The sequence below is a fragment of the Marinobacter sp. NFXS9 genome (genome assembly GCF_040148665.1).
In the GTDB taxonomy this organism is placed as follows: domain Bacteria; phylum Pseudomonadota; class Gammaproteobacteria; order Pseudomonadales; family Oleiphilaceae; genus Marinobacter_A; species Marinobacter_A mangrovi.
In genome coordinates this window covers 50,349-70,234 of record NZ_JAGDDW010000001.1, presented here as the reverse complement: position 1 = coordinate 70,234, position 19,886 = coordinate 50,349, and the positions used below count along the sequence as shown (strand labels likewise).

Below are 19,886 nucleotides of genomic sequence, written 5' to 3'. Positions count from 1 at the left end.
CCCGAGCCTGCCGTTTTACCGTGTCGCCGCAACAAGGCCATGCTACGCTTGAATCAAGGCGCCACCGGCATCCTCTGGAGCAGCTGATCTCACGATGACTTCATTGCCCTGGCTTGATCCCGACGAACTCTGGTTTCCCGCCCCGGACGATGCGCTGGACGAACCGGATGGCCTGCTTGCCATCGGTGGCGACCTCGCCCCGGAGCGGCTGGAGCTGGCCTATCGCAATGGTATTTTCCCCTGGTTCAGCGACGAGCAACCCATCCTCTGGTGGTCTCCCAACCCGCGCTGCGTCCTGTTTCCCGATGAAGTGCACATCGCCCGGCGATTGCGGCGAACCCTGAACCAGGAACGCTACCGGATCACCATCGACCGCAATTTTTCCGGGGTCATACGCAGCTGCGCCGAAGTGAGGGATGAAGGCACCTGGATTACCGAAGAGATGGAGCTGGCCTACAAGCGTTTGTTCCGCCGGGGCCTGGCACACTCCTTCGAAGCCTGGAACGATCATGGCGAACTGGTGGCCGGACTCTACGGCGTGGCCATGGGACGCTGCTTCTTCGGCGAATCCATGTTCACCCGCGAGACCGACGCGTCGAAGGTGGTGTTCGTCCATGTCGCCCGCCAGCTCGAGCAATGGGGCTACGCCATGATGGACTGTCAGGTGGAAAACAGTCACTTGATCAGCCTCGGGGCACGGTGTATCCCGCGCTCCCGATTTTTATCTATACTGGGGGAAAACATCGATCAACCGCCCGGCCATCGCCAGTGGAATCTGGAATGGCACTGGGCCCGCAACGATCGGTAGCAGGAGGTGTGATGAGCAGCCTCAAGACACTGGTATTCTTTGCAACGCCCCCCCATGACTGCAGCTACCTGGCTGACCGAGAGGCGACGACCATGTTCGTCGATCCCCGGGCGCGCGTCGACAAGCGCCTGTACAGTCAGCTGACGGCTCTCGGGTTCCGGCGTAGCGGCTCTCACTATTACCGGCCACATTGCGAGACCTGCAATGCCTGCATCCCGGTGCGCCTCAATACAAAGGCATTCGAGCCCAACCGGTCCCAGCGCCGGGTGTGGAAACGCAACGAGGACATCACGTTCCGGCTGGCTCCGGCGCGCTTCCAGGAAAACTACTATCGACTCTATGCACGCTACATAGAACAACGACACTACGATGGCGACATGTACCCGCCGTCCCGGGAGCAGTTCACCTCCTTCCTGGTTGAAGGGGCCAACCAGAGCGAATTCCTGGAAATGTGGCGCGATGAGGCCCTGATCGGTCTGGCCGTCGTGGATGCGCTCGACGATGGACTGTCGGCCATCTACACCCTGTTCGAGCCGCAGGAAGAGGACCGCAGCCTCGGCACCCTGGCCATTCTCTGGCAAGTGGAGGAGGCCCAACGCCGGCGCTTGCCTTTCCTGTATCTGGGGTACTGGATTCGCGAGTGCCGCAAGATGAATTACAAGGCTCGATTCAAACCGCTGGAAGCCCTGATTGGCGGCCACTGGCAAGAACTGATTGCCACCGGATAATCCTGCCGCCGGGCCATTCCGGCCAATCAAAGACGGGTCGACCCGTGGTCTTCCCGCAACAGGCGCGTGATCTTTGCCATACGTTCATAATTCAGGCAGAATTGCGCACATTTATTGCGAGGGGCGTCGGTGTACCCTTGATTTTTTCCGTCTCGACCCGACGTTACAGGCTCGTACCCAATACGCTAATGATCGTGAGGTTTCTACTGAATGGCAAAATCTGATGTCATTGAAATGGAAGGCGTCATCATCGACACCCTTCCCAACACCATGTTCCGTGTCGAGTTAACCAACGGCCACGTTGTGACCGCACACATTTCCGGCAAAATGCGGAAGAACTACATCCGCATCCTGACCGGCGACAAGGTCAAGGTTGAGCTGACTCCCTATGACCTGAGCAAGGGCCGCATCGTCTACCGCGCCCGCTAAGACGCTCCGACGCCGAACGCTAAAGGTCGTTCGTGCGCCAATAAAAAACCCCGTATAAGCACGGGGTTTTTTATTTCTGATTGTCAGGGTTCCTCTCACTCCCTGTCCGGCGATGAGCACTCCTGCCCACCGGGATTGGTGTAGCAGCGCACCTTCCGCAGGATCGTCATCATATCGTCGTCGTAGACCTGCGCAGCCAGCTGCCCCAATTTGCTCTGGTTATTATCCAGATCAATCCGGACCTCGCGCAGCATCTCCTGGTAGCCTTGCCTGGCCGACGCGGGGATCTCCACCCAGCGCTCCCGGGGGACCGTGTCCTCGTATTGCCGAATCATTCGCATCGCCTCACTGTATAATCGGGACACCGCCTTGCGTGAATGGGCGACGAACTCATCGTCAAATGTGCCCTTTTTCGCCACCAACTGGACGGTAACCTGGCCGACGGGAAAGCGGACGATGCCGCCGGTCTCGCCCATTCCCCGAAACATTTCCAGGACCTCGTAAGCCGCCGCCGGCGCATAGGCCATATCGACCTCACCGCTATTGAACAGCTGTGCGAAGTTACTGATTTTGGCACGAACCGGCCGCGCACCGACGTACTCCACCATATGGCGGGCGTCGTAGTGGCCCTCGAACACGGCGATTCGTTTTCCCCGCAGATCTTCCACGGTATCGATCGACCGATCGTTGACGAACAGGTAGGCGGCGCCCATCGGTGCGACGCCCAACACGGTGTGATCGCCCTGCTCCAGTTTGTCGGCCACCCGCCGGCTGGAGAGAATGTGCAGCAACACCTGCAGGTCTTCATAGCGTGGCACCGCGCCAATGGCACTGATGGAGCCGGTAAAGCGGTTGTAATGGCGCACGCCCATGTCCGTAACGGCAATCAGGTCGCAACGACCGGCGTCGAAATCCGCCCGGACCCTGTCCTCATCGGTGTAGGGCATCATGGTCAGATCCTCCCCATACTGCAGCGCCTTGCGGCGATAGTTCTTGAGAAGGTTGTAAACGTAGCCACTGGCACCGGCCACATCGAACACACAGAATCGCTTGCTGTCCCGGGCCTGCGCTGTCGTCGGCAGCGAGGCGGCTATCGCCAGGCCGGCCAGGATAAGAAACAGCCGTTTCATGGATGACTCCCATTTCTCATTATTATCGGGAGCTATATCGCCACAATCCTGCCTGGAGAGCCATGTCCGATGGCGCCGTTCTCGGGTGTGATGGGGACAAAGGATCAGGTTGGCATCAAAAGCCGCCTCATCATTCTCGATTGAAACCGCACGCAGGCATAAAAAAACCCGCTTCCGTGGAAGCGGGTTTTCAGGGTTGGGAGACCTAGACGGCTTCGGCCGGCTCGTTCTCGTACTCGAACACCAGCTCGTCGTCCTTGAGGTGAACGTGAACCTCACCGCCACTCTCGGCGAGAGCCCCGAACAGGATCTGCTCGGCCAGCGGCCGCTTGATCTTGTCCTGGATCAGGCGTGACATCGGGCGGGCGCCCATGGTCACGTCGTAGCCCTTCTCGGCAAGCCAGAGCTTGGCTTCATCGTCCACATGCAACACAACTCGCTTCTCGTCCAGTTGGGCCTGCAATTCCGTGAGGAACTTGTCGACCACGTGGGTGATCGTATCGCGCTGCAGGTCGGCGAACTGGATGATGCCGTCCAGACGGTTGCGGAATTCCGGCGTGAAGGTCTTGGTAATAACCTCCATACCGTCCGTGCTGTGATCCTGCTCGCTGAAGCCGATGGACCGACGGGTCATGGTTTCCGCACCCGCGTTGGTGGTCATCACCAGAATCACATGGCGGAAGTCCGCCTTGCGGCCGTTGTTATCGGTCAGCGTACCGTGGTCCATCACCTGCAGCAGCAGGTTGAACACTTCCGGGTGCGCCTTCTCGATTTCATCCAGCAGCAGGACACAGTGCGGCTGTTTGTTGACCGCTTCGGTCAGCAAACCGCCCTGATCGAACCCGACGTAGCCCGGAGGTGCACCGATCAGACGGGAGACCGTATGACGCTCCATGTACTCGGACATGTCGAAACGCACCAGTTCAATACCCAGGATCTTGGCCAGTTGCCGGGTCACCTCGGTCTTGCCCACACCGGTCGGACCAGCAAACAGGAAGGCCCCTTCGGGCTTCTCCGGTGCCTTCAGGCCGGCACGGGCCAGCTTGATCGCCGTGGACAGACTCTCGATCGCACGATCCTGACCAAAGACCACCATCTTGAGATCCCGCTCCAGATTGCGCAGCAGGTCCTTGTCGCTGGTGGACACGTTCTTCGGCGGAATCCGCGCAATGGTAGCTACCACATCCTCGATGGAGGACACGCCAATCACCTTGCGGCGCTTGTTGGCCGGCAGCAGGCGCTGGCGGGCACCGGCCTCGTCGATCACGTCAATCGCCTTGTCCGGCAGGTGTCGGTCGGTGATGTACCGATCGGCCAGTTCTGCGGCCACCCGCAGGGCTTTGTCGGTGTACTTGAGATCGTGGTGCTTCTCGAAGTGCGTCTTCAGGCCGCGCAGGATCTGGTAGGTATCGTCCACACTCGGCTCATTGACGTCGATTTTCTGGAAACGACGGGCCAGCGCACTGTCCTTCTCGAAAATGCCGCGGAACTCGGAGAAGGTCGTGGAACCGATGCAGCGGATCTCGCCGGAGCTCAGCAGTGGCTTGAGCAGGTTGGACGCATCCATTACGCCACCCGAGGCCGAACCCGCACCGATGATGGTGTGGATTTCATCAATAAACAGGATCGCGTGATCCTCTTTCTTGAGTTCCGCCAGCAGCCCCTTGAAGCGCTTCTCGAAGTCGCCCCGATACTTGGTGCCGGCCAGCAGCGCGCCCAGATCGAGCGAATAGACCACCGCATCGGAAATGACATCCGGCACCTGACCGTCGACGATGCGCTTGGCCAGACCTTCGGCAATGGCCGTTTTGCCGACGCCGGCCTCGCCCACCAGAAGCGGGTTGTTCTTGCGGCGACGCACGAGGATCTGCACGACACGCTCAACCTCGTGCTCGCGACCGATCAGCGGGTCGATACGGCCCATCCGGGCCTGCTCATTCAGGTTCGTGGCGTAGCTTTCCAGCGGTTTGGAAGAGCTACCGTCCTCGCCCACTTCTTCCTGGGCGTGATCGCCGCCTTCCTGATCCTCGCTGCCCTGCACGCGGGAAATGCCGTGAGAGACGTAGTTGACCACATCAATACGGGCAATGTTCTGTTTTTTCAGGACATAGACCGCCTGACTTTCCTGCTCGCTGAAGATCGCAACCAGGACGTTGGCTCCGGTCACTTCCTTCTTGCCGGAGGACTGGACATGGAAGACGGCCCGCTGCAACACACGCTGGAAGCCCAGTGTCGGCTGGGTCTCGCGCTCGCTGTCGTTGTGGGGAATCAGGGGCGTGGTTGAATCCACGAACTCCAGGAGTTCTTCCTGGAGCCGCTGAAGATCTGCGCCACAGGCCTTCAGGACACCTACGGCCGAGTCATTATCCAGCAGAGCCAACAGCAGGTGCTCTACGGTCATGAACTCATGACGCTTGTCCCGGGCATTCTTGAACGCAGTGTTCAGCGTGATTTCGAGATCTTTACTAAGCATGGGCCACCCCAAGGTCTATCAGTCCGCACGTTCAATCTCGCAAAGCAGCGGGTGTTCGCACTCCGAGGAATACTGATTCACCTGCGCTGCCTTGGTTTCCGCGATGTCACGGGTGTATACCCCACATACGGCTTTTCCCTGCGTATGGACGAGCAGCATCACCTGCGTCGCCTTCTCTTCGTTCATGGCGAAGAACTTCATCAGGACATCAACGACAAAGTCCATCGGTGTGTAATCGTCGTTGAGAAGCACCACTCGATACCGCGCGGGGCGTTTGAGGGCGGGCTTCTCAGGGGAAACCAGCAGACCGTCATCATGATCCGGGTCCTGATCACTGTCCCCCTGATTCAATATTAGTAGAGAATTTTCGATGTTCCGCATGGTTCTTTACCGGATTTTAGATACTCGGGTCTTTGCCGAGTTCCTCTCCTTCACTCAAAGTGGATGCTGACCCGCGGGTTTTCAAGACGCTCCGGCCATTCAGCCAGGTCTTTTGGAGTATCCCGCATTGAATTTGCAGTTTCCCGCATGAAATGGGGAGCGATACGCCCCGGTATCGCCGCCGCAGGAAATACAGTACCGGATTCGGTGACTGACGGATATGCGGGCTTTCGGGTGATGATTTCAACCCGGCCGCCTCTTTCCATTCGGCCACCGGCGCACTGCGCGTCGTCGCCGCGCCCTTCCGATGACGCAAAAGCGCCCCGGGTGCTCATCAGACGATTCATAGTAACGCCTCGGCGGCCCGGTCAACCAGCACTTTGCCTATTGACTCTGTGCGAATATTGGTCAACAGTAGAATTGCCATTGTAAAATTATGTAAAGCCAGGATCGACGCCTGGTCTGGAGCCGTTACCGGGACTGTATTGTTCTGGATCGGAATTTGTAAGTTAATGAATATCAATAATAAGACGAGCAGGAAAACAAGGGAGTGAATCATGCCTCAAGGCAAAGTGAAGTGGTTCAATAATGCCAAGGGTTACGGCTTTATCATAGAAGACGGGGGCAGCGAAGACCTGTTCGCTCACTTCTCAGCTGTACAAATGGATGGCTACAAAACACTGAAGGCCGGCCAAACCGTCAGCTTCGAGAAGAAACCAAGCGACAAGGGAACGCACGCCGTAAACATCGTGCCTCTGGATCGCCTCGAAAAACGGGATGAGCCACCGAAAAAGGCGGCCAATGCCGAACACGACGAGGCCGGCTCGGATTCTTCCGAAGCCACCCAGGACAACCCGCTCCGAACCGCCCACGCCTGACGGAGCGCGACATAACCACACTTACCCTGAACGTGAGGTGGTTTTAAAGATCTGTCACAAACAGATCACTGTGGCTTTTTGTGCCACGCCCCGACACACACTGGGGATCATGCAACGCTCATAATTCCATGGAAGCCGAGGTCTGGGGGCCTCGGCTTTTTTATGCCTGTCCGTTCCAGCGCCCTTCCCGGCGTCCGATCGCTGACGAATCGGTCATAGTGGTGATCGCACCGCTGCTGTAAGATTCCAGGCATGCATCGATATTCGCTCCGAGAAAGCCTTCACGCCGGGCACGATTGACATGGCCGATCTGATCCTGCTCAACAAGCCCTTTAACGTGCTTTGCCAATTCACCGACAATGAAGGTCGGTCAACGTTGGCGGACTTCGTCAGGCAATCCGGCGTGTATCCGGCCGGACGTCTGGATTACGACTCCGAAGGCCTGGTGCTTTTGACCAATGACGGCCAGCTGCAACACCGGATTGCCTCGCCGCGCCTGAAAATGCCAAAAACCTACTGGGTACAGGTCGATGGCGAGATCGACGATGCCGCCCTGGCGCAATTGGAACAGGGCGTTCAATTGAAGGACGGGCCCACACGACCGGCCAAGGCCCGACACTTGGGCGAACCGGACATCTGGCCGCGCCAGCCCCCGGTCCGCTACCGGGCCAATGTGCCGACCAGCTGGATCGAACTGACCATTACCGAGGGCCGCAACCGGCAAGTCAGACGGATGACCGCCGCTGTCGGTTTCCCGACGCTGCGGCTGATTCGCCGCGCCGTCGGCGACTGGAGCATCGACAACCTGGCCCCCGGAGAAAGTCGCTCACTCAGCATTCACTTGCCTGCCTCGGCAGCAAAAACATCTCACGGCCAGGGCAGGCCCAGAGCCAAGAAAAGGAACCGTTGAATGACCTGGAAACCGCACGCAACCGTCGCCGTCATCACCGAAAAGGATGGCCGCTTCCTGATGGTGGAAGAACGCAGCAACGGCCGAATTGTCTTCAACCAGCCTGCCGGCCACGTCGAGGAGCATGAAACCATCCTCGACGCCGCTCGCCGGGAAGCGCTGGAAGAGACCGGCTGGGCCGTGGAGCCCCGGCATTTCCTGGGGCTGTACACCTATCTCGCGCCGGCAAACGGCCGCACCTACTACCGCATGTGCTTTGTCGCCGAAGCGTTGCAGCATGAAACCGAACAACTGGACGACGATATCATTGCAGCCCACTGGCTCACCTACGACGAACTGCGCGAACGCCAGGAATCCCTGCGCAGCCCACTGGTCCTTCGCTGCGTCGAGGACTACCTGGCCGGCCGTCGATTCCCTTTGTCGGTGATCGTCGATCCAGCGGCCTGAATCCGGCATCGCCTTCCGGGATCTACGGATCACGCTGGCGCGGCAAACCTGTTAGAATGCGCGACATTAGGGGCCTGCAGGGTCCAACACATGTTTAACGAAACACGGTTTGTCAGCGCCATGACCGAGTCCACGACCAGAGACAACCAGAACACCCGCGTGATCGTCGGCATGTCCGGCGGTGTCGATTCGTCCGTTGCCGCCCTCCTGCTTCAGGAACAGGGCTACGCGGTCGAAGGCCTGTTCATGAAAAACTGGGACGAGGACGACGGCACGGAATACTGCACCGCGATGACCGATCTCGCGGATGCGCAGATGGTGGCCGATAAGATCGGCATCAAGCTTCACACGGCCAGCTTTGCGGCTGAATACTGGGACCGTGTGTTCGAGCATTTCCTGTCGGAGTACAAGGCCGGTCGTACACCGAATCCGGACATTCTGTGCAACAAGGAAGTGAAATTCCGCGCCTTTCTGGACTACGCCATCACCCTGGGCGCCGACTACATCGCCACCGGCCACTATGCCCGGCGACGGGTCGACGACAACGGCATTGCGCAACTGATCAAGGGCCTGGACGACAACAAGGACCAGAGCTACTTCCTCCACGCCGTGTCAGGTGAGCGTATTGCGCGCACCCTGTTTCCGGTCGGCGAGATTGAAAAGCCGGAGGTCCGCCGGATCGCCGAGAAGGCCGGACTGGTGACGCACGACAAGAAGGATTCCACCGGTATCTGCTTCATTGGCGAGCGCAAGTTCCGCGACTTCCTCAAGCAGTACATTCCAGCGCAACCGGGCGAAATCGAAACCCCGGACGGCGATGTCATTGGCCGTCATCAGGGATTGATGTACCACACCATCGGACAGCGCCAGGGGCTGGGTATCGGCGGCTTGAGTCACTACAGCGACGACCCCTGGTATGTGGCTGAAAAAGACCTCAGCCGTAACGTGCTGATTGCGGTACAGGGCAAACAGCATCCCCTGCTGTTCGCCCGCGGGTTGACCAGCGGCCCCATCGACTGGGTCGCAGGCCATCCGCCGGCCAGCGAATTCCGCTGCCACGCCAAGACGCGCTACCGCCAGCCCGACCAGGCCTGCACGGTCACCGTGACCGGCGACGGTTGCCGGGTCGTGTTTGATGACGCCCAGCGTGCTGTAACCCCTGGTCAGTCCGTGGTTTTCTATGACGGCGACATCTGCCTGGGTGGCGGCGTGATCGAAACCACCTGGCGGGACGACTCCCCGGCCCTGGCCCGCACGGCATCCTGACCCAGCATGACGAACCCATCCATTTGATGACGCTCCAACGTCATAACGGCCATCAGACAACGCTGTGAGGTAACCTTGAGCCGATCCCTGGAAGAACAGACACTGGCCCTGGCAGGCGTATTCCAGGCTGCCGAACTGGTGCAGCAGATTGCCCATCGTGGCCAGTGCGCGCCATCCACCTTTGAGACCTGCATTCACTCGCTGTTTGTCACTAACCCGCCAAACACATTGAGCGTCTACGGCGAATTGCGGGATTTGCGAGAAGGCCTGGCCGTACTCTGCGGCCTGCTGAAGAAACAGGACGGCCAGCAGGATGTGGAAATCCTGCGTTACGCGCTCAACCTCGTGCATCTGGAAGCCCGGCTGCGCAAACGTCCGGAGATGATGGACATCATCGGCAGCCGCATCGACCAGGCCCGCCACACGGCCGACCATTTCGGCTACAGCCACGCCAATCTGGTCAACAACCTCGCCTCCATTTATACCGACACCATCAGCACCTTCCGCCTGCGCATCCAGGTCACCGGCGACCCCAACCAGCTGCAGGTTCCCGAGAACGCCGCACGGGTTCGCGCACTGCTGCTGGCCGGCATCCGCTCTGCGGTGCTCTGGCGGCAGCTGGGCGGGCGCCGCTGGCATCTGGTGGTGTTCCGCAAACGGGTGGTGGAAGTGGCCCAGCGGCTTTCGGAGCAGGCCAACCAGGCCGTTTTCCACTGATTCCCGGCGCCGGGTGGTGTATCATAGGCGCCATTTTCCCGCGCGGCGATTTGACCAGCCCGGCACAAGCCGCAGACCGTATTTGATTGAGTTGAGAGGTTTCTGATGGAATTGACTGCCCTGACCGCTATTTCACCGGTTGACGGCCGGTATGGCGAAAAAGTCCGTGTCTTTCGCGAGATTTTCAGCGAATACGGTCTGATCAGAAACCGCGTCACCGTGGAGATCCGCTGGCTGCAGCAACTGGCAGCCCATCCGGACATCACCGAAGTCCCGGCCCTGTCTGACAACGCAAACGCCGTGCTGGACAAACTGGTCAGCGAATTCAGCCTGGCCGATGCCGAGAGCATCAAGGCCATCGAGCGCACCACGAACCACGATGTGAAAGCCGTTGAGTACTTCATCAAGGACAAGATCGCGGACACGCCGGAACTCCAGGCCATTACCGAGTTCGTGCACTTTGCCTGCACCTCCGAGGACATCAACAACCTGTCACACGGTCTGATGCTGCGCGAAGGGCTGGACCTGGGCCTGGTTCCGGTCATGCAGAAAGTGATCGACCGTCTGACCGAGTTGTCCCGTGAACACGCGGACCAGCCGATGCTGTCCCGCACCCATGGCCAGACCGCATCGCCATCCACCGTCGGCAAGGAACTGGCAAACGTGGTCTACCGCCTGCGTCGCCAACTGAAACAGGTTCAGGCCGTGGAAATACTCGGCAAGATCAATGGCGCCGTCGGCAACTACAACGCGCACCTGTCCGCTTACCCGAGTATCGACTGGGCAGCCAACGCCGAATCGTTCGTGACCTCCCTGGGCCTCAACTGGAACCCGTACACCACCCAGATCGAACCCCACGACTACATTGCCGAACTGTACGACGCGATCGCCCGTTTCAACACCATCCTGATCGATCTCGACCGGGACATCTGGGGTTACATTTCCCTGGGCTATTTCAAGCAGAAGACCGTGGCCGGCGAAGTGGGATCCTCCACCATGCCACACAAGGTCAACCCGATCGATTTCGAGAACTCCGAGGGCAACCTGGGCATCGCCAACGCGCTGTTCGGTCACCTGTCCGCCAAGCTTCCGATTTCCCGCTGGCAGCGGGACCTGACCGATTCCACCGTGCTGCGTAACCTGGGCGTCGGCTTCGCCCACAGCCTGATCGCCTATGAGGCAACACTGAAAGGCCTGGGCAAACTGGAAGTGAATCCCGGCCGCCTGGATACCGACCTCGACAACGCCTGGGAAGTGCTGGCCGAACCGATCCAGACCGTCATGCGTCGCTACAACATCGAGAAGCCGTACGAAAAGCTCAAAGAGCTGACCCGCGGCAAGGCGATGACGCCGGAACTGATCCAGGAGTTCGTGCGCAATCTCGACATCCCTGAGGTGGCGAAGGAAGAACTGCTGACCCTGACTCCGGCCAACTACATCGGCAACGCAGCCGACCAGGCCAAGGCCATCTGATGCAGATTCCCGGTGGGCTCGACGCCGACGTTTTCCTGCGCGACTACTGGCAGAAAAAGCCACTGGTGATTCGCCAGGCCTTTCCCGGCCTGGCCTCGCCCGTTTCCGCGGATGAACTGGCCGGTCTGGCCTGTGAAGAAGCCGTTGAATCGCGCATCGTGATCGAAAACGACAACGGGCGGCCCTGGCAGCTGGAAAACGGCCCGTTTGCGCCGGAGCGCTTCGAATCGCTGCCGGCCACGCACTGGACCCTGCTGGTCCAGGGGCTGGATCACTGGGTGCCGGAGCTGGCTCCCCTGCTGGACCGGTTCCGCTTCGTGCCCAACTGGCGGCTGGACGACATTATGGCCAGCTATGCGCCGGAAGGCGGCAGCGTAGGACCGCATTACGATCAGTACGACGTCTTCCTGCTGCAGGCCGAAGGCACCCGCGAATGGGAGTTCGGCGGCCACTGTGACGAAACCTCCCCCCGGGTCGACGGCACGCCACTGCGCATACTGAGCGACTGGAACGGCGAAGAGGCCGTCGTGCTGGAGCCGGGGGACATGCTCTACCTGCCGCCGGGCGTGGGCCATCACGGTGTCGCCCGGGGGGATTGCATCACCCTCTCCATCGGGTTCCGGGCCCCCAGTTACGACGACATCCTGACCGGCTTCAGCGATTTCCTGTGCAACCAGCCCGGCGCCGAGCAACTGCTGCGCGACCCGGATCTGCAAACCCAGGACAATCCGGGTGAAATCACCCCGGCCGCTGTGGACGGCGTCGGCCGCATCGTTGCGTCAGCGCTGGAGCGCCGTGATCTCCTGGCACTCTGGCTGGGCCAATACACCACAGCCCCCAAGAACACGCACATTGTCGTGCCGCCGGAAGAACCGGTGGACGCCGACAGCTTGCGCAGCGCCCTGACCGAGGGTGCATGGCTGCGCTGGAACGAAGGCTCCCGTTTTGCCTATCATGAACTCGGCGAGCAGACGGCCCTTTTCGTCGACGGCGAACGCTACATGCTGAGCGGCGATGCCCGGATCATGGCACCACTGCTCTGCGCCGGCCATCAGCCCGATCCGGAGCGCATGACGAAACTGGCCCGGGATGAGGCACTAGGCGGCCTGCTCACCACACTGATCAACCAGGGCAGTCTTTATCTCGAATGGAACTGAAGATCCGCAAATACAGCTGGCAACTGGCGCCCTCGGCGATTCGGGAGATTCGCCAGACTGTCTTCATTGACGAACAGGGCGTACCCGCAGAACTGGAATGGGACGACACGGACGAGATTTCGGACCATTACATCGGTGTGCTGCCGGACAACACACCGGTCGCCGTCGCGCGGCTGGTGCCGTCGGTCACGGACCTGGGCCGAATCGGGCGCATGGCGATTCTCAAAGAGCACCGTGGTCAGGGATTTGGTGAGCAGATGCTGCGGCATGTCATGCAGGAAGCGTCGGACCAGTTCGACCAGTTGCACCTGAGCGCGCAGGAGTACGCCGTCCCCTTCTATGAGAAGCTGGGGTTTCATGTCTGCTCCACGCCCTATGACGACGCCGGAATCCCCCACCTCGACATGCGCTGCCTGGCCACTCCGCAGATTCTGGCCGATAACCGTGCCCCGGTCTTCCCGACCGTGCTCGGCAAGGACGACACCACCTGGCATTTCAACAGCGAACAGGACAACCTCAACCTGATGGATACGGTTGCCGGCCAGGCCAGCCATCGCATCTGGCTCTATGATCGGCTGCTGGATCACGAGATCTACGACCGGGAACGACTGCGCGACATCTTCTCGGACATGGCCCGCCGTCATCGGATCTGCGAGATCCGTTTATTGGTCCACGACGACAAGCCCCTGGTCCAGCGCCGACACCAGCTCATCCAGTTGATGAAGCGTCTGCCCAGCAAAATCGAGCTTCGGCTGGTCAACCCGGACTACCCCAGCGAAGAGCAGGCTTTCCTGATCGCTGACCGGGAAGGCATTGCCTACCGGCACCGCTTCGACAGCCTCGAGGGTTGGGCCCGTTTCGCCGATCCCGGCCGGGTGAAGCTGCAGGCCGAGGCCTTCCAGCGCATGTGGGAAACGGCACGCCCGTCACTGGAACTGCGCGAGCTACCGCTCTGACTGCAAACTGGGCTTGACGACCTGATCCTCGAATGACCGGCCAAAGTCGGCAAACTCCACATCCACCTCAGCCGCCACATCGGCAATCAGCCGGCGCAGCCACTGGTGATCCGGATTGTGCTGGAGCAGCGGGCTCCACGCCATTTTCAGCTCGAACGGGGGAATGGTGAACGGCGGCACCTTGACCACCAGATTAGCATTTTCCCGCTGCAGCCAGGCCGCCCGGCTGGGCAGCGTCGCAATCAGGTCATGCTGCTCGGCGAGCAACATCGCCACCTGGTAGTGCCGGGTAAACACCGAAATTCGGCGCTTGCGCCCCATCAGGGACAGCGCCTCGTCGACCCAGCCCAGGCGCTGTACGTCCTGGGGATTGACTCCGACCCCCACACCGAAACCCGTCTTGCTCACCCAGATATGGCTGGCATCCAGATAGGTATCCAGCGTGAACGGCTCCCGCAGGATCGGATTCTGCGCGCTCATCAGACAGGCGAAGTATTCGGTCCAGAGGGTTTTCTGGTGAAACGACTGGGGCAGCTTGTCGAAACGGTTGATGGCCATGTCCAGACGTCCCTGCTCCACATCCGGGAAGCTGACGTCACTGGGCGTCAGCACATCCAGCGTCACGTTGGGCGCCTCCTGACGGATGCGACGCAGCACCCGGGGAATCAGACAAGATTCGGCGTAATCACTGGCCATGATCCGGAAAACCCGGTTACTCTGGGCCGCGTCGAATTCCGACTTGGCCTGGACCGCCCGCTCGATGTCCGCCAGCACGTTGCGCACCAACGGCTTGAGCTCGCGGGCCCGCTCGGTCGCGGTCATGCCCTCGCTGGTCCGCACCAGCAGCGGGTCACCAAACAGGTCCCGCAGGCGGCGAAGGCCGTTACTCATGGCCGGCTGGGTGATCCCGAGATGATTGGCAGCCTTGGTGACGTTCTTTTCCCGCAGCAACACGTCCAGGTAAACCAGCAGGTTGAGGTCAACGCGTGAGATATCCATGCCATGATCCGTCTGTCAGTGTGAGTCAGAGGCTACCATTCATACCAAAAATACAAAACCAGAAAACCATTTATCGAATAAATTTTATCGCTTGGACCAAGAGCCATCAGGCTTCACGCACACATAACTTAACCCATTGAAAGTGCGTATTGCGCTATACTCCAAGACGGCTTATCCGGAGCGCATCCAGAACAATGAGAGAGACGGCAGTCTGAACATGGATACAACCACCATCGTCATCTTCTTCGCGGTTATCGTTCTTCTTTCCATCGCCGTTATTGTCTTCGTGCAGATCCGGGAAAAAGCCAGGATTGAGCGGGCACGACGCGCCAAGACACTGGAAGACGCCTTTCGCCTGACACAGCGTTTGCAGGATGATTTACCCCCGCAGTACCTGACCCGGGATCTGAAATCGATCATGTTGATGCGGGCCGATGAAATCTGTCGTTCACTGGTCGACATGAAATCCGACCTGCCGGTGAAGCAGTGGGCGGACGAAGTCAAAACCCGCCGCCAAAAGATGGAAGACGGCGCCGACGAGCGATCGCCCCAACGGATCGACACCCCCGCCCGGGCCGCCGAGGTGAAGAACCTGCTGCAGTCCCTGTTTCGCCTGATTGAAGGCATGCAGAAGCGGAATCGGATCGATTCGAAAATCGCCCGCAAAAACCTGAAGCTGGTGCTTTTCCTGGTGCACAAGACCCAGGCTGACTACCACGTCTCACAAGCCCGTGAGATGATCCGGCAGAATCAGATCCGTAAAGCGATTCACGCCTACCACCTGGCCTCCACCGAACTGGGTAAGGCCAAGGATAACCCGATGGCCGTCAAAGCCATCAAGAGCTTCCGCACCCGCATCAAGGAGCTGGAAGCCATGGCCAACGCCGAAGAAGGTGGCGAGACCCGGCAACAGGAAAAACACCGGCTCGATAAGGAATGGGATTCTTTCCTGCACGAAGAGGAAGAATGGAAGAAAAAGGCAGACTACGACGATTAGCGTCTGGTTCCAGTGAAACAGGGATTGTTTAGACTGTGAGTACGCCGTTCACCAAACGCCTGTCCTTCCGGCTGACCCGTAACACGGTGCTGCTGGCCATGGCGCTGGGCATTCTGCTCAACATGGTCCAGGTGACCCTGGATTATTTCAGCGCCCGCGAAAGCATGGACGAGGAAATCCGGGCGTTGATGGACATCAGCTTCAGCCCCGCCTCACAGATCGCCTACAACATCGACACCCGACTGGCCAAGGAACTGCTCGACGGCCTGCTGCGCCACCCGGCCATCGTGGACGCCCGCATTGTCGATCCCGATGGTCGCATCCTGGCTGCGTCGACCCGGCCCTCGACGGATTCCGCCTACCGTTTCCTGAGCGACTTCCTGTTCGGCCCCAATCGGGAATACAGCGAGAACCTGCGCGTACCCCAGCTGGAGGAAATCCCGCTGGGCCAACTGGAAGTGCGCATCGACACCTACCATTACGGCACGGCGTTCCTGAGCCGGGCGGCCTACACGCTGGTAAGCGGGTTCCTGAAGAGCCTGATTCTCAGCGTTATCCTGCTGTTCATCTTCTATTTCATCCTGACCAAGCCGCTGATGCGGGTCATCCAGGCCCTGCACGAAGTGGACCCCAGGGCACCGGAAAAGATTCGCCTGCCGGTACCCCGCAATCATGAGTCCGATGAGATCGGCCAGATGGTGGGCATCATTAACCAGCATCTGGACACCATTGACAGCAGCCTCGACCAGGTTCGCCTGGCCGAAAGCAAGATGAAGCACTATTCCTCCAAGCTGGAACGGGAAGTCGAGGACCGCACCCGGGAGATTTCGGAGAAGAACGAAGCACTGCAGCGGGGCAATCGTGCCCTGATCCGAGCCAAGGAAGATGCCGTACACCGGGCCCGCAGCCGGGCCAACTTCCTGGCCAGCATGAGTCACGAGATCCGCACCCCGCTCAACGGGGTGCTGGGCATGCTCAGCCTGTCCCTGGAAAGCGAACTGTCGCCGAGCCAGCGCAATCGCCTTGAGATTGCCTATAACGCCGGCCAGAGCCTGCTCGGTCTGCTCAACGACATCCTCGATATTTCCAAAGTGGAAGCGGGCAAACTGAATCTCGAAGCCATCGAATTCAACCTGCGGGAAGTCATCGAGGAGTGCGCCACGCTGCTGAGCCAGCAGGCCCTCAGCCGGAATGTGGAAATGGTCATCGATATCGACCCGGACCTGCCCGAAACGCTCCAGGGCGATCCAACCCGGGTTCGCCAGATCATCAACAACCTGCTGGGCAACGGCATCAAGTTCACGGAATCCGGCGAAGTCCGCATCCGTGCCGTCACCCGCAATGGCGAAACCCGCATCGACGTGATCGATACCGGCATTGGCATGAACGACGAAACGCTGCGCCGGATTTTCTCTCCGTTTTCACAGGGCAAGGCCGACACGACCCGCCGCTTCGGCGGCACCGGCCTGGGCCTGACGCTCTGCCGCCAATTGGTGGAACGCATGCACGGGCACATCACCGTGGAGTCCCGGGAAAACCAGGGCACCCACTTCACGGTGATCCTGCCGTTGCCGGTTCGGGCATCGGCCAGTAAAGACGCGTTCGCCCAATCGCATCTGCGTGAGCAGGGCGTCATTCTCGATATTCCCCACGACAACCCGCACCGCCTGCCCCTCGAACGCCAACTCCAGGCCTGGCAGATTCCAGTCCGGGCAAAAGGAGACGGTCAGGCCGCGGCCTACCTGTGCGACAGCAAGACACTGACGCGCGGCTCCCTGGCCGACCGCACCCTGGACTGCCCGCTGGTGCTGATCGGTGAGCCGGAACAGGCCATCCATACGGTCTCCGGCCAGAAAGTTCGCGCCATCGCCCTGCCTCTTCGGCGGAACCAGTTGGAGCAGACGCTGCTCGAGGCCACCGGCGACACGGCCACCAGCTCTCAGGCCGAGGCCGCGGCGGAATCCCGCCCCAGCCCGGATCTCAGCATACTTTTGGTGGAAGACAATCGCGTCAACCAGATCGTGGCCAGCAGTATGCTGCGCAAACTGGGTTATCGCGTGGACCTGGCGGAGAACGGCGAGCGCGCCCTGACGGCGCTGAGCAACCAGCATTACGACATCGTGCTGATGGACTGCCAGATGCCGGTCATGGACGGCTATGCCGCCACCGAGCGCATCCGCAAACATCCGGAATGGCGCGACCTGCCCGTCATTGCCGTCACCGCCAATGTGATGCAGGGCGACAAGGACGACTGCCTCGCCGCCGGCATGAACGACTACGTCACCAAGCCTTACAACAAGGACGAACTACGCCAGGTAATCGAGCGCTGGGCCGGCCAGGCCGTCAATCAGGGCAGCTGATCCAGCAGCGATTGCAAACTGCGACGGAGATCCTGCGCCTGCTCCAGATCCAGGCCGCTGCGACAGAGCAGTTCACCCGGTACCTCCAGGGCCTGCTTGCGCAGTGCCCGCCCTTCTTCCGTCAACGCCAGGGTGACCACGCGCTCGTCTTCGGGATGGCGCCGGCGCAGCACCAGATTGCGGGCTTCCAGGCGCTTGAGCAACGGCGTCAGCGTGCCGGAGTCCAGCTTCAGACGCCGGCCCACGAACGACACGCTGACCGGCTCACCGTCCGACCCTTTCCCGACGCCGACGGCGTCCGTTTCCCAGAGCACCAGCATCACGAGATACTGCGGGTAGGTCAGCCCCACCCCCTCCAGCAACGGACGATAGAGCCCGGTGACGGCGCGATTGGCGGCATAGAGCGCAAAGCAAACCTGGTTATCCAGCGCCAGTGGATCGTGATGGTCCGCCATCAGAGCAGCTTTTCGATATCCTTGCGGATGTCTTGCGGCTTGGCCGTGGGCGGATAGCGCTTGACCACGTCACCGTTGCGGTTGACCAGGAACTTGGTGAAGTTCCACTTGATCTTCTCCGAGCCCATCAGGCCCTTGGCCTCGTGCTTGAGGAAGCGATACAGCGGATGGGTGTTGTCGCCATTAACCTCGATCTTGGCGAACATGGGGAAGTCCACGCCATAGTTCAGGCTGCAGAACTGTTCGATCTCGTTATTGTCGCCCGGATCCTGGTTCATGAACTGGTTGCAGGGAAAGCCGAGCACGTCGAAGCCTTCGCCACCCAGTTCCTGGTGCAGCGCCTGCAGGCCTTCAAACTGTGGCGTGAAGCCGCACTTGCTCGCCGTGTTTACGATCAGCAACACCTGACCGCGGTAGTCGGCCATGGACCTGGTGTTGCCCTTGATGTCCTGGACTTCAATGTCGTAAAGGCTGTCAGCTGTCATTCCGTCGTCTCCTGTGGTGCCGGCTGAGCCGGATTGTCGTTATCTATATTGCCAGCAATTAAATTGTGCACAACAAGAATACCGCAAACCGATCGCCCTGTCTGGTCCCAAGAGGTCAATCGACGGTCATTGAGAGCATTCTGCTGATGTGGGCGAACGGCCGTCCGGATTGTGCGCGCCAGGCGACGAAAGCGTCGTTGACAGCCTGCTTGTCCGCCTTGCGGGTGGGTTTGCTGTCGATGACATCGGAGGCCTGCAGCGCGGCAATCACGTCATCGGTCAACAGGAAGGTATCGCGACCTACCAGACGCAGGAAGCGCGCACCGGAATGCCCGCCCATCCGCTGGAAGCGCTTGCCCAACCAGGCCCACAGGCCAAACAGGTCCTCGTCGGGCCAGTCCGCCAGGAACCGGCCAAAACCGCCTTCCAACTGGCTCACCCGCTGCATCTCACCGGCATTGAAGGGAATGGTGCGCAGCTTGCCCCAGTGACGGATCAGGTCCGGGTTCTGCATCGCCGCTTCCAGTTGCTCTTCCGACAAGAGCATCAGTTTTTCCGGCTCGAAGCCCCAGAACCAGGTCTCGAAAGCCGGCCAGCGATCGTTGATGACGCTGTGCTTCATGCCAGCCTGAAAAATCCGACGAGTCATCGTGGACAGGTAATAGGAATCCGGTAGCGCCGCCAGCTCATTGCTCGAACGCACCGCCGGCAGACGCTCGGCAAGGGCCTCAGGGCCACCTGCCCGGGCAGTGGCCCGATCCTCTATCACCTGGAATGACAGCATGCAGAACTCCTTTCGATGGGGTTTCGAACTGTACCGGACTGACAATTCGGTAC

The 19,886-nt window shown here is 60.1% G+C and carries 21 protein-coding genes; 13 read left to right on the top strand and 8 right to left on the bottom strand.

Annotated elements, in window-relative coordinates:
- Nucleotides 1–94 precede the first annotated feature (94 nt).
- From aat to infA, 3 genes are all read left to right on the top strand, one after another.
- Entirely contained in the window at nucleotides 95–808 is a 714-nt protein-coding gene (aat, locus tag J3364_RS00315) for a leucyl/phenylalanyl-tRNA--protein transferase (RefSeq protein ID WP_349555779.1), read from the top strand.
- Nucleotides 809–819: 11 nt separating this feature from the next.
- Nucleotides 820–1,536, top strand: a complete 717-nt coding sequence (locus tag J3364_RS00310; RefSeq protein WP_349555777.1) for an arginyltransferase — start codon at nucleotides 820–822, stop codon at nucleotides 1,534–1,536.
- A gap of 210 nt (nucleotides 1,537–1,746) precedes the next feature.
- Nucleotides 1,747–1,965 (top strand): translation initiation factor IF-1, encoded by a 219-nt coding sequence (gene infA / locus J3364_RS00305; protein ID WP_123633493.1) that lies wholly within the window; start codon nucleotides 1,747–1,749, stop codon nucleotides 1,963–1,965.
- A gap of 95 nt (nucleotides 1,966–2,060) precedes the next feature.
- On the opposite strand, the gene J3364_RS00300 is transcribed toward infA, so the two are convergent.
- From J3364_RS00300 to J3364_RS00285, 4 genes are all read right to left on the bottom strand, one after another.
- The gene (locus J3364_RS00300) at nucleotides 2,061–3,095 is read right to left on the bottom strand and encodes a putative solute-binding protein (RefSeq protein ID WP_349555774.1); all 1,035 of its coding nucleotides are present in this window, start codon (nucleotides 3,093–3,095) and stop codon (nucleotides 2,061–2,063) included.
- A 205-nt stretch (nucleotides 3,096–3,300) separates the two neighbouring features.
- Nucleotides 3,301–5,568 carry an ATP-dependent Clp protease ATP-binding subunit ClpA gene (gene clpA / locus J3364_RS00295; protein ID WP_203140777.1) on the bottom strand — a complete coding sequence of 756 codons (2,268 nt, stop codon included), beginning with the start codon at nucleotides 5,566–5,568 and terminating at the stop codon, nucleotides 3,301–3,303.
- An 18-nt stretch (nucleotides 5,569–5,586) separates the two neighbouring features.
- Complete coding sequence (gene clpS, locus J3364_RS00290) at nucleotides 5,587–5,949, bottom strand: ATP-dependent Clp protease adapter ClpS (protein WP_123633496.1); 363 nt, start codon at nucleotides 5,947–5,949, stop codon at nucleotides 5,587–5,589.
- A gap of 50 nt (nucleotides 5,950–5,999) precedes the next feature.
- Nucleotides 6,000–6,296 (bottom strand): hypothetical protein, encoded by a 297-nt coding sequence (locus J3364_RS00285; RefSeq protein WP_349555772.1) that lies wholly within the window; start codon nucleotides 6,294–6,296, stop codon nucleotides 6,000–6,002.
- 210 nt (nucleotides 6,297–6,506) lie between these two features.
- Between J3364_RS00285 and cspD the strand changes: the two genes are divergently transcribed.
- The 8 genes from cspD to J3364_RS00245 all read left to right on the top strand — a co-directional run bounded on the left by cspD (nucleotide 6,507) and on the right by J3364_RS00245 (nucleotide 13,753).
- Nucleotides 6,507–6,827, top strand: coding sequence for a cold shock domain-containing protein CspD (gene cspD, locus J3364_RS00280; RefSeq protein ID WP_349555770.1), 321 nt, complete (start codon nucleotides 6,507–6,509; stop codon nucleotides 6,825–6,827).
- A 301-nt stretch (nucleotides 6,828–7,128) separates the two neighbouring features.
- The gene (locus J3364_RS00275; RefSeq protein WP_349555768.1) at nucleotides 7,129–7,737 is read left to right on the top strand and encodes a pseudouridine synthase; all 609 of its coding nucleotides are present in this window, start codon (nucleotides 7,129–7,131) and stop codon (nucleotides 7,735–7,737) included.
- Nucleotides 7,738–8,184, top strand: a complete 447-nt coding sequence (locus tag J3364_RS00270; protein ID WP_349555766.1) for an NUDIX hydrolase — start codon at nucleotides 7,738–7,740, stop codon at nucleotides 8,182–8,184.
- A 120-nt stretch (nucleotides 8,185–8,304) separates the two neighbouring features.
- Nucleotides 8,305–9,450 carry a tRNA 2-thiouridine(34) synthase MnmA gene (mnmA, locus tag J3364_RS00265; RefSeq protein ID WP_349556755.1) on the top strand — a complete coding sequence of 382 codons (1,146 nt, stop codon included), beginning with the start codon at nucleotides 8,305–8,307 and terminating at the stop codon, nucleotides 9,448–9,450.
- Between the two features lie 75 nt (nucleotides 9,451–9,525).
- Nucleotides 9,526–10,167 (top strand): high frequency lysogenization protein HflD, encoded by a 642-nt coding sequence (gene hflD / locus J3364_RS00260; protein ID WP_203140774.1) that lies wholly within the window; start codon nucleotides 9,526–9,528, stop codon nucleotides 10,165–10,167.
- A 105-nt stretch (nucleotides 10,168–10,272) separates the two neighbouring features.
- On the top strand, nucleotides 10,273–11,640 hold the full coding sequence (purB, locus tag J3364_RS00255; protein ID WP_349555764.1) for an adenylosuccinate lyase: 1,368 nt from the start codon (nucleotides 10,273–10,275) through the stop codon (nucleotides 11,638–11,640).
- Nucleotides 11,640–12,797 carry a ribosomal protein uL16 3-hydroxylase gene (locus J3364_RS00250; RefSeq protein ID WP_349555762.1) on the top strand — a complete coding sequence of 386 codons (1,158 nt, stop codon included), beginning with the start codon at nucleotides 11,640–11,642 and terminating at the stop codon, nucleotides 12,795–12,797. Before purB ends, J3364_RS00250 begins: the two co-directional genes overlap by 1 nt.
- The gene (locus J3364_RS00245) at nucleotides 12,788–13,753 is read left to right on the top strand and encodes a GNAT family N-acetyltransferase (protein ID WP_349555760.1); all 966 of its coding nucleotides are present in this window, start codon (nucleotides 12,788–12,790) and stop codon (nucleotides 13,751–13,753) included. The genes J3364_RS00250 and J3364_RS00245 overlap by 10 nt, the downstream gene beginning before the upstream one ends.
- Here J3364_RS00245 and J3364_RS00240 read toward each other — a convergent pair.
- A complete protein-coding gene (locus tag J3364_RS00240; RefSeq protein ID WP_349555758.1) occupies nucleotides 13,742–14,752 on the bottom strand; it encodes a LysR family transcriptional regulator in 1,011 nt (336 codons plus the stop codon). The genes J3364_RS00245 and J3364_RS00240 overlap by 12 nt on opposite strands.
- Before the next feature lie 217 nt (nucleotides 14,753–14,969).
- Between J3364_RS00240 and J3364_RS00235 the strand changes: the two genes are divergently transcribed.
- Both J3364_RS00235 and J3364_RS00230 read left to right on the top strand, forming a co-directional pair.
- Nucleotides 14,970–15,749: a hypothetical protein gene (locus J3364_RS00235; protein ID WP_349555756.1), complete on the top strand. Its 780-nt coding sequence runs from the start codon at nucleotides 14,970–14,972 to the stop codon at nucleotides 15,747–15,749.
- Between the two features lie 98 nt (nucleotides 15,750–15,847).
- The gene (locus tag J3364_RS00230) at nucleotides 15,848–18,109 is read left to right on the top strand and encodes a hybrid sensor histidine kinase/response regulator (RefSeq protein WP_502882464.1); all 2,262 of its coding nucleotides are present in this window, start codon (nucleotides 15,848–15,850) and stop codon (nucleotides 18,107–18,109) included.
- On the opposite strand, the gene J3364_RS00225 is transcribed toward J3364_RS00230, so the two are convergent.
- The 3 genes from J3364_RS00225 to J3364_RS00215 form a co-directional block, all read right to left on the bottom strand.
- The gene (locus J3364_RS00225) at nucleotides 18,097–18,564 is read right to left on the bottom strand and encodes a MarR family winged helix-turn-helix transcriptional regulator (RefSeq protein WP_349555752.1); all 468 of its coding nucleotides are present in this window, start codon (nucleotides 18,562–18,564) and stop codon (nucleotides 18,097–18,099) included. The two genes, J3364_RS00230 and J3364_RS00225, sit on opposite strands and share 13 nt — an antisense overlap.
- Complete coding sequence (locus tag J3364_RS00220; protein WP_349555750.1) at nucleotides 18,564–19,049, bottom strand: glutathione peroxidase; 486 nt, start codon at nucleotides 19,047–19,049, stop codon at nucleotides 18,564–18,566. The genes J3364_RS00225 and J3364_RS00220 overlap by 1 nt, the downstream gene beginning before the upstream one ends.
- A 115-nt stretch (nucleotides 19,050–19,164) precedes the next feature.
- Complete coding sequence (locus tag J3364_RS00215; protein WP_349555748.1) at nucleotides 19,165–19,833, bottom strand: DNA-3-methyladenine glycosylase I; 669 nt, start codon at nucleotides 19,831–19,833, stop codon at nucleotides 19,165–19,167.
- Between the last annotated feature and the right edge of the window lie 53 nt (nucleotides 19,834–19,886).